This window comes from Alloalcanivorax sp. C16-1, assembly GCF_046507805.1.
Taxonomy (GTDB): Bacteria; Pseudomonadota; Gammaproteobacteria; order Pseudomonadales; family Alcanivoracaceae; genus Alloalcanivorax.
This window is the reverse complement of sequence record NZ_JBKFTK010000014.1, coordinates 3,469-5,166: the sequence shown is the minus strand read 5'-3', so window position 1 is coordinate 5,166 and position 1,698 is coordinate 3,469. Positions and strand designations below refer to the sequence as shown.

At 54.9% G+C, this 1,698-nt stretch carries 1 rRNA gene; it reads left to right on the top strand.

Annotation, left to right across the window (positions count from 1 at the left end):
- Positions 1-144 precede the first annotated feature (144 nt).
- Positions 145-1,684, top strand: a 16S ribosomal RNA gene (locus ACLD0W_RS18730).
- The last annotated feature ends 14 nt before the right edge of the window (positions 1,685-1,698 follow it).

Sequence of the window (1,698 nt, the reverse complement as noted above, 5' to 3'; positions counted from 1 at the left end):
TCTTTAACAATCAGGCAAGCAAACGTGTGGGACCTGTTCGGAGTAGATGTCTCGATAGACATCGGCTTTGAACAAGTCAACCTAGTTGAATTTGTTTCGAGCTGAGCTTGTATTAAGTGCGCAGGCACTTTAAACGCTTTAATCGAACTGAAGAGTTTGATCATGGCTCAGATTGAACGCTGGCGGCAGGCCTAACACATGCAAGTCGAGCGGTAACAGGGGTAGCTTGCTACCCGCTGACGAGCGGCGGACGGGTGAGTAACGCGTGAGAATCTGCCCATCAGTGGGGGATAACCCGGGGAAACTCGGGCTAATACCGCATACGTCCTACGGGACAAAGCAGGGGACCTTTTGGCCTTGCGCTGATGGATGAGCTCGCGTCGGATTAGCTTGTTGGTGAGGTAAAGGCTCACCAAGGCGACGATCCGTAGCTGGTCTGAGAGGATGATCAGCCACACCGGGACTGAGACACGGCCCGGACTCCTACGGGAGGCAGCAGTGGGGAATCTTGGACAATGGGGGCAACCCTGATCCAGCCATGCCGCGTGTGTGAAGAAGGCCTTCGGGTTGTAAAGCACTTTCAGTAGGGAGGAAGGCTTCGGATTAATACTCTGGAGTACTTGACGTTACCTACAGAAGAAGCACCGGCTAATTTCGTGCCAGCAGCCGCGGTAATACGAAAGGTGCAAGCGTTAATCGGAATTACTGGGCGTAAAGCGCGCGTAGGCGGTGTGTTAAGTCGGATGTGAAAGCCCAGGGCTCAACCTTGGAATTGCATCCGATACTGGCACGCTAGAGTGCAGTAGAGGGAGGTGGAATTTCCGGTGTAGCGGTGAAATGCGTAGAGATCGGAAGGAACACCAGTGGCGAAGGCGGCCTCCTGGACTGACACTGACGCTGAGGTGCGAAAGCGTGGGGAGCAAACAGGATTAGATACCCTGGTAGTCCACGCCGTAAACGATGTCTACTAGCCGTCGGGATCCTTAGTGATCTTGGTGGCGCAGCTAACGCGATAAGTAGACCGCCTGGGGAGTACGGCCGCAAGGTTAAAACTCAAATGAATTGACGGGGGCCCGCACAAGCGGTGGAGCATGTGGTTTAATTCGATGCAACGCGAAGAACCTTACCAGGTCTTGACATCCTCGGAATTTGGCAGAGATGCCTTAGTGCCTTCGGGAGCCGAGTGACAGGTGCTGCATGGCCGTCGTCAGCTCGTGTCGTGAGATGTTGGGTTAAGTCCCGTAACGAGCGCAACCCTTGTCCTTAGTTGCCAGCACGTAATGGTGGGAACTCTAGGGAGACTGCCGGTGACAAACCGGAGGAAGGTGGGGACGACGTCAGGTCATCATGGCCCTTACGACCTGGGCTACACACGTGCTACAATGGCTGGTACAGAGGGTTGCGAAGTCGCGAGGCGGAGCTAATCCCTTAAAGCCAGTCGTAGTCCGGATTGGAGTCTGCAACTCGACTCCATGAAGTCGGAATCGCTAGTAATCGCGGATCAGAATGCCGCGGTGAATACGTTCCCGGGCCTTGTACACACCGCCCGTCACACCATGGGAGTGGATTGCACCAGAAGTGGCTAGTCTAACTTCGGAGGACGGTCACCACGGTGTGGTTCATGACTGGGGTGAAGTCGTAACAAGGTAGCCGTAGGGGAACCTGCGGCTGGATCACCTCCTTAACGACTGAGACTCT